This is a genomic window from Amycolatopsis sp. NPDC059021, from assembly GCF_042739895.1.
In the GTDB taxonomy this organism is placed as follows: Bacteria; Actinomycetota; Actinomycetes; order Mycobacteriales; family Pseudonocardiaceae; genus Amycolatopsis.
Genome location: NZ_JBHYIQ010000136.1, coordinates 1 through 7164, shown reverse-complemented (window position 1 = coordinate 7164; position 7164 = coordinate 1). Strand labels below are relative to the sequence as shown.

Genomic DNA, 7164 nt, shown 5'->3' with positions numbered 1-7164 from the left:
CTCGGCGCCCACCGAAGCGCCGAGCACGACGCCGTTGCCAGGGCCGCCGGCGCTGGCGAAGTTCACCAGCCAGAGGCTCGAATGGGGGCCGTGCGCGCCCTTCGCGAGTAACGAGCCCTCGCGGACGTTGTATACCGACAAGTCGCTGGAGTGCGCGCGGCTGATCGTGCCGCTCGACTACGCCGACCCCGCGGGCGCCACCATCACCCTCGGCCTGCTCCGGCACCAGGCAGGCGACCGGGGGAGGCGGATCGGGTCGCTGGTGGTCAACCCCGGCGGTCCCGGCGCGTCCGGGATGAACAGCGCGGCGTCGTACGCCCGCGATCGGGAAGCCGCGCCGCTGGCGCAGCGGTTCGACATCGTGGGGTTCGATCCTCGAGGGGTCGGCGCGAGCCAGCCACGCATCCGCTGCTCCACGGACGCGGAGTGGGATGCGGACCGCGCGTCGGACAGTGAAAGCGACAATTCACCCGAAGGTGTCGCGAGACAGCTCGCCGACGCCAAGGACTACGGCGCGAAATGTGCCGAGCGCACCGAACACGGTCTGCGGATGCTGGCGAACGTCGGCACGCGTGACGTCGTACGCGACCTCGACGTCCTGCGCGGGGTTCTCGGCGACGAGAAACTGACGTACCTCGGCTACTCCTACGGCACGCAACTCGGCTCCGCCTACGCCGAGGCGCACCCGGACAAGGTGCGGGCGCTGTTGCTCGACGGTGCCATCGATCCCGCCGAGGACATGGCCGAAGCGCTGGTCAAGCAGATGACGGGATTCCAGGGCGCCTTCACCGAATTCGCGAACTGGTGTGCGGCTCGCTCCGACTGCGCTCTCGGCCATGACCCGGCCGCCGCGACTCGGCGGTTCCAAGGACTCGTCCAGCCGCTGGTCGCGAACCCGGCTCCAGCCGGGAGCAGGAGGCTGTCGTTCGAGGACGCCGTGACCGGCACGAGTGCGGCGCTGTACTCGCCCGGCAGCTGGCCCTCGCTCGGTGCCGCGCTCGCCCAGCTCGCGGAGGGGCGAGGCCAGTCACTGCTGGCGCTGGCCGACGGCTATTACTCGCGGCAGCAGGACGGCGGTTACGCCGGCTCGGCCGATGCTTACTTCGCGGTGCGCTGTGTCGACTTCGCGCGCCTCACCGATCGAGGCACGATCGACGCCGCGCACCAACGGATGCTGCGAGGAGCGCCGTTCCTCTCCGGCGGCACCCCCGACATGAGTGAACTCGACATCTGCTCGTCGTGGCCCGTGCCGCCGACGTCGTCCGCCCACCCCCCGAAGGCCGACGGCCTGCCTCCGCCGCTGGTCGTCTCGACGACCCACGACCCGGCGACGCCGTACGACCAGGGCGTCCGCCTCGCGAAGGACCTCAAGGGAGCTTTGTTGACGTTCGAGGGCGTCCAGCACACCGCGTTCCTGCACGGCAACGCCTGTGTGAACCGCGCGGGCCTCGCCTACCTGCTGGACGGCGCCCTGCCCGCCGAAGGAACCCGCTGCTCCTGACCGCGGCCGGAAGAGGAGCAAGGGACCTTTACGACCGCCGGAGAGGAGCAAGGGACCTTTGCTAACGTCCGTTGGCAAGCTAACCATTGGCTGGCTAACAAGCGATAGCAAAGGTCCCTTGCTCCCGCTTCACCGGACCACGACCGCGTTCTGCCTGGTCAACCCCAACTCGAACATCACAGGGCTCTGATGCTCACCCGGCGGCGGCACCTGCAGCCACAGCCGCACGAACTGCCGCGGCTCGCTCTCGGACACCCACACCTTCACGGTCACATCCGCGTGAATCTGCGGCAGCACCCGCGACACCACCGCCACCGGCACCACCCCGCCGACCCGGAACGCGTCGACGTCCTCGACCCGCTCACGCCCTTCGGTCCTGGCCGCGCCGACCCCGTCGAGCAGCCGGCGCAACCCGCCCTGAGGGCCGAGCAACGCCGAAACCGCGAACTCCGGTGGCACCGGCTCCCGCACCGTCCCCGACGGGTCCGTACGGGTGACCTCCCCGCCGCGCAGGTCGAAGGAGAACTTCACTCGCCGCACGTCGTCCTGCACGTCCGCGGTCCCGGTGGCCCGGCCACCGTCGTCGACGGTCGCATCGCCCTCGATCTGCCGCAGCGGCAGACCCGGCAGTACACCGTTCACCCCTAGCGAAAAGTGCGTACTCCGCACCGTCGCGAACGACGAAGCGGCCGCGGAGAGCAACTCGGCCCCCGCGGGCAACGGAGTACTCGGCGACGCCGCGCACCCGCCGGCGAGTCCGAGCACGAGCGCCAGCAGGAAGCGAAGGCTGCGCATGGGGCCGGAGCCTACTGAGCGCCCCCGACAGTGCTCGCCGCCACACCGTTGGCCCGATCCTTGCGAGCGATGTCCTTCCGGCCACTGTCGGATTTCGCGGACAACCCGCGAAACTTCCTCGGTGACCGTCGAGACCCGTGAGACTCGTCCCGCACCCCGCCTGCACCGCGCCTGGTTCATCGCCGGAGCCGCGTTCGTCGCCCTGCTCGCCGCGGCCGGTTTCCGTGCCGCCCCCGGCGTCCTCATCGATCCCCTGCACGAGGAGTTCGGCTGGTCCCGCGCCACCATCGGCGCCGCCGTCTCGGTGAACCTCGTGCTCTACGGCCTGTTCTCCCCGTTCGCCGCCGCGCTCATGGAACGCTTCGGCATCCGGCGCGTCGTCGCGACCGCGTTGTTCGTCGTCGCGCTCGGCGCCGGCGGCACGGTGTTCATGACCGCGAGCTGGCAGCTCGTCCTGTGCTGGGGCGTGCTCGTCGGCGTCGGCACCGGCTCGATGGCGATGAGCTTCGCCGCGACCGTCGCCGCGCGATGGTTCGTCCGCAGCAGGGGCGCCGTCACCGGAGTGCTCACCGCCGCGGGTGCCACCGGCCAGCTCATCTTCCTGCCGCTCATCTCGAACCTCGCGATCAGCGACGGCTGGCGCACCGCCTCCCTCGTCATCGCGATCGCCTCGCTCGCCGTCGTCCCGGTCGTGCTGATCGTGATCCGCGATCACCCCGCAGACATCGGGACCACCGCCTACGGCGCCCCGCCCGAGGCCGAGATCGCTCGTCCCGCCGCCAGGACCGGCACCGCGCGACGCGCGCTCGGCGTGCTGGGCAAGGCCGCGCGCACCAGGACGTTCTGGCTGCTCGCCGTCGGCTTCGCGATCTGCGGGGCCACCACGAACGGACTCGTCAGCACCCACTTCGTGCCCGCCGCCCACGACCACGGCATGCCCCAGACGACCGCCGCCGGGCTGCTCGCGCTGGTCGGCGTCTTCGACGTCATCGGCACGGTCGCCTCCGGCTGGCTCACCGACCGTGTCGACCCGCGTGTGCTCCTCGGCGTCTACTACGCGCTACGCGGCGTGTCGCTCGCCCTGCTGCCGCAGTTGTTCAGCGACTCGGTCCAGCCGAGCATGTGGGCGTTCATCCTGTTCTACGGCCTCGACTGGGTCGCCACCGTTCCGCCGACCGTCGCACTCTGCGTCCGGAAGTTCGGCGACGCCGGCCCGATCGTCTTCGGCTGGGTCTTCGCGAGTCACCAGCTCGGCGCCGCCTTCGCCGCTTCCGCCGCGGGCGCTGTCCGCGACCACTTCGGGGACTACGCCATCGCCTGGTACGTCGCCGCGGGCCTCGCCGTGATCGCCTCGGCCGCGTCGTTGGCGGTCACCCGTTCGGGACGCCGTGAAGTCGCCTTCGCCACCTGAGCGGGGGATATCACCCACATCCGACCCACTCGGCGCGTCGCGAAACATCCCGTTAACACGCTGTGGTTAGGGTGCGGCCATGGATCGCCAGCAGGAGTTCGTGCTCCGTACCTTGGAAGAGCGCGACATCCGTTTCGTCCGGCTGTGGTTCACCGATGTACTGGGGTTCCTCAAGTCCGTGGCGGTCGCGCCCGCCGAGCTGGAGGGTGCTTTCACCGAGGGCATCGGCTTCGACGGCTCGGCCATCGAGGGCTTCGCGCGGGTGTACGAGTCCGACATGATCGCCAAGCCCGACCCGGCCACCTTCCAGGTCCTGCCCTGGGAAACGCCGGACGGCGGACCGTACTCCGCCCGGATGTTCTGCGACATCGCGATGCCGGACGGTTCGCCGTCCTGGGCCGACCCCCGGCACGTGCTGCGCCGTCAGCTGTCCAAGGCAGGCGAGGCGGGGTTCACCTGCTACGTCCACCCGGAGATCGAATTCTTCCTGCTCGCCAACCTCCCCGAGGACGGCAGCGAACCCGAGCCCGCCGACAACGGCGGCTATTTCGACCAGGCGAGCCATGCCACGGCCACGCATTTCCGCCGCCACGCCATCGAAACGCTCGAGGCGATGGGCATCTCCGTCGAGTTCAGCCACCACGAGGGCGCGCCCGGCCAGCAGGAGATCGACCTCCGCTACGCCGACGCGCTGACGATGGCCGACAATGTGATGACGTTCCGTTACGTCGTCAAGGAGGTCGCGCTGACCCAGGGCGTCCGCGCGACGTTCATGCCGAAGCCGTTCACCGACCAGCCCGGCTCGGGCATGCACACCCACGTCAGTCTCTTCGAAGGCGACCGGAACGCCTTCTACGACGCAGAAGACCCGTACGAGCTGTCGGCCACCGGCAAGGCCTTCGTCGCCGGTTTGCTGCACCACGCCAAGGAAATCTCCGCGGTCACCAACCAGTGGGTGAACTCCTACAAGCGCCTGATCAGCGGAAGCGAGGCGCCGACGACCGTTTCATGGGGCCGCGCCAATCGCTCGGCGCTCGTGCGGGTGCCGATGTATTCGCCCGGCAAGGCGTCCTCGCGGCGCGTCGAGATCCGCACCCTCGATTCCGCTTGCAACCCGTATCTTGCGTACTCCGTTATCCTGGCCGCAGGCCTCAAGGGCATCGAGAAGGGCTACGAGCTTCCGCCGCCCGCAGAGGACGACATCTGGCAGCTCTCCGACGCCGAGCGCCGTGCCGCCGGCTACGCGCAGTTGCCACAGAATCTGGGGGAGGCGCTCGCGGAAATGGAAAAATCCGAACTGCTGCCGGACGCTCTCGGCGAACACGTCTACGACTTCTTCCTGCGGAACAAACGTTCCGAATGGGACAACTACCGCAGCGCGGTCACCCCGTACGAACTCAGGACGCTCCTCCCGGTGTTGTAATGCGGCGGCGGATGAGGTCCCGTGTCCTTTCCGCTCTGCTCGTCGCAGCCAGCCTGGCCGCCGTCGCACCCGCGACGGCTTCGGCAGGTGGGTTCGATCTCGATTCCGCGACCATCCCGTCGCTGCAGGCCCGGATGGCCACCGGCCGGCTCACGGCCGCCCAGCTGACCTCGGCTTACCTCGACCGGATTCGCACCGTCGATCGCAAGGTCAACGCGGTCCTCGCGGTCAATCCGGCAGCGTCCGCCCAGGCCGCGGAAAGCGACGCCCGGCGCCGGGCAGGCCATCTCCGGGGGCCGCTCGACGGCATCCCGGTGCTGGTCAAGGACAACGTCGACACCCGTGACCAGCAGACGACCGCCGGTTCCCGCGCACTGCGCACCCGCCCGGCGAAGGACGCCACGCTGATCACCCGGCTGCGTGCCGCGGGCGCGGTGATCCTCGGTAAGGCGAACCTGTCGGAATGGGCCAACTTCCGTGCCGCGAAGCCGACTTCCGGCTGGTCGGGCGTCGGCGGCCAGACCAGCAACCCGTACGTCCTCGACCGGAATCCGTGCGGCTCGTCGGCAGGCTCCGCAGCCGGTGTCGCGGCTTCGCTCGCCCAGGTCGCCATCGGCAGCGAGACCGACGGCTCGGTCGTCTGCCCCGCCGGGATGACCGGGACGGTCGGCCACAAACCGAGCCTCGGCCTGGTCAGCCGGACGGGTGTCGTCCCGATCTCCGCCGAACAGGACACCGCGGGCCCGATCGGCCGCCATGTCGTCGACGTCGCGCTGACGCTCTCGGTACTTCAGGGCCGCGACCCCACAGACCCGGCGACCGGCGCGTACCCGCCTGACCAGCCGACGGACTACGCGCGCCTGCTCAAGCCCGGCGCTCTCCGGGGGGCGCGCATCGGGCTCTGGCGCCTGCCCGTGCTCGGCCCCGACGTCGATGCCGTTGTCACCCGGACGAGGGAAGCGCTTGTCCGCGCCGGAGCCGAAGTCGTCGAGGTCGTGCCGCCGTACCAGGACCGGCTCGGCCAACTGGAGCTCCCCGTGTTGCTGACCGAGTTCCACCGCGACATCGATCGCTACCTCGCGACGCGCACCGGCGTGCCGCGCGACCTGGCCGCGCTCGTCGCCTACAACCGGTCCGACCCGCTGGAGCAGACGTGTTTCGCCGGGCAGGAGCTCTTCGAACAGGCACTCGCCGCGCCCGGCCCCGACGATCCGAAGTACCGAGCCATGCGGGCCGAGCTCAGCGATCTGGCCCGTCGCTCGATCGACGAGACCCTGGCGAAGTACCACCTCGATGCCATCGCGTCGCCGACGAACCCGCCCGCGTGGAAGACCGATTGCGCGAAGGGCGACAACGACGTGATCCCGTCTTCGACGCCGGCCGCGGTGGCCGGTTACCCCAGCGTCTCCGTGCCCGCCGGCGCCGTCGGCCCGCTGCCGGTCGGGATCTTGTTCATGGCAGGCCGGTGGTCGGACGCCCGGGTGCTCGCGTTCGCCGCCGACTTCGAGCGGTCCGTCCCCGCCCGTGAACGGCCGCGGTACCTCCCGACCATCGGGCGCTAGCGTTTCATGGCCCTGACCTGCGTCGATGCCGTTAAGTGACCCCCCTGTTTTCGGACGGTTCCGGGCCATGTAATCTTCTCTTCGTCGCCAGGAACACCGGGCCACCGGGGCCGAAAGCCCCGAGGTCAGGCGCCAGGGCCGAGCGGGTTGACACCGCGAACCGGACCAGGTAATGTTCAGCGTCGGCCCTCGAGCGGCCGCCGACTCCCTACGACTAACACCGTAGGGTGAGGCATGCTCGGCCAAAAGCTTGATGAATATCGCTTGAAGCAATTCAGTGTGTTGCTTGAGAACTCAACAGTGTGCTAGTGAACTAAGCCAGTAGAGCTTATTGTTTGAACCCCTCCTCGTGGGGGTTCCTTTGAGTGCATTAACATTGCCTCGATCAAATTTGACATTGTTGGAGAGTTTGATCCTGGCTCAGGACGAACGCTGGCGGCGTGCTTAACACATGCAAGTCGAACGATGAAGC

The 7164-nt window shown here is 69.2% G+C and carries 5 protein-coding genes and 1 rRNA gene; 5 read left to right on the top strand and 1 reads right to left on the bottom strand.

Annotation, left to right across the window (positions count from 1 at the left end; all coding sequences use genetic code 11):
• Positions 1–1501 (top strand): alpha/beta hydrolase (locus tag ACFWX1_RS43860; protein WP_378395832.1); only part of this gene is annotated, 1501 nt, incomplete at its 5' end.
• 129 nt (positions 1502–1630) lie between these two features.
• Here ACFWX1_RS43860 and ACFWX1_RS43855 read toward each other — a convergent pair.
• Positions 1631–2296, bottom strand: a complete 666-nt coding sequence (locus tag ACFWX1_RS43855; protein WP_378395831.1) for an LppX_LprAFG lipoprotein — start codon at positions 2294–2296, stop codon at positions 1631–1633.
• Between the two features lie 121 nt (positions 2297–2417).
• On the opposite strand from ACFWX1_RS43855, the gene ACFWX1_RS43850 reads away from it, so the two are divergent.
• The 4 genes from ACFWX1_RS43850 to ACFWX1_RS43835 all read left to right on the top strand — a co-directional run.
• Positions 2418–3707 carry an MFS transporter gene (locus tag ACFWX1_RS43850; protein WP_378395830.1) on the top strand — a complete coding sequence of 430 codons (1290 nt, stop codon included), beginning with the start codon at positions 2418–2420 and terminating at the stop codon, positions 3705–3707.
• Between the two features lie 79 nt (positions 3708–3786).
• Positions 3787–5130, top strand: coding sequence for a type I glutamate--ammonia ligase (gene glnA, locus ACFWX1_RS43845; protein WP_378330083.1), 1344 nt, complete (start codon positions 3787–3789; stop codon positions 5128–5130).
• Between the two features lie 11 nt (positions 5131–5141).
• Positions 5142–6692, top strand: a complete 1551-nt coding sequence (locus ACFWX1_RS43840) for an amidase (RefSeq protein ID WP_378395829.1) — start codon at positions 5142–5144, stop codon at positions 6690–6692.
• Between the two features lie 397 nt (positions 6693–7089).
• Positions 7090–7164, top strand: a 16S ribosomal RNA gene (locus tag ACFWX1_RS43835); the annotation flags it as partial.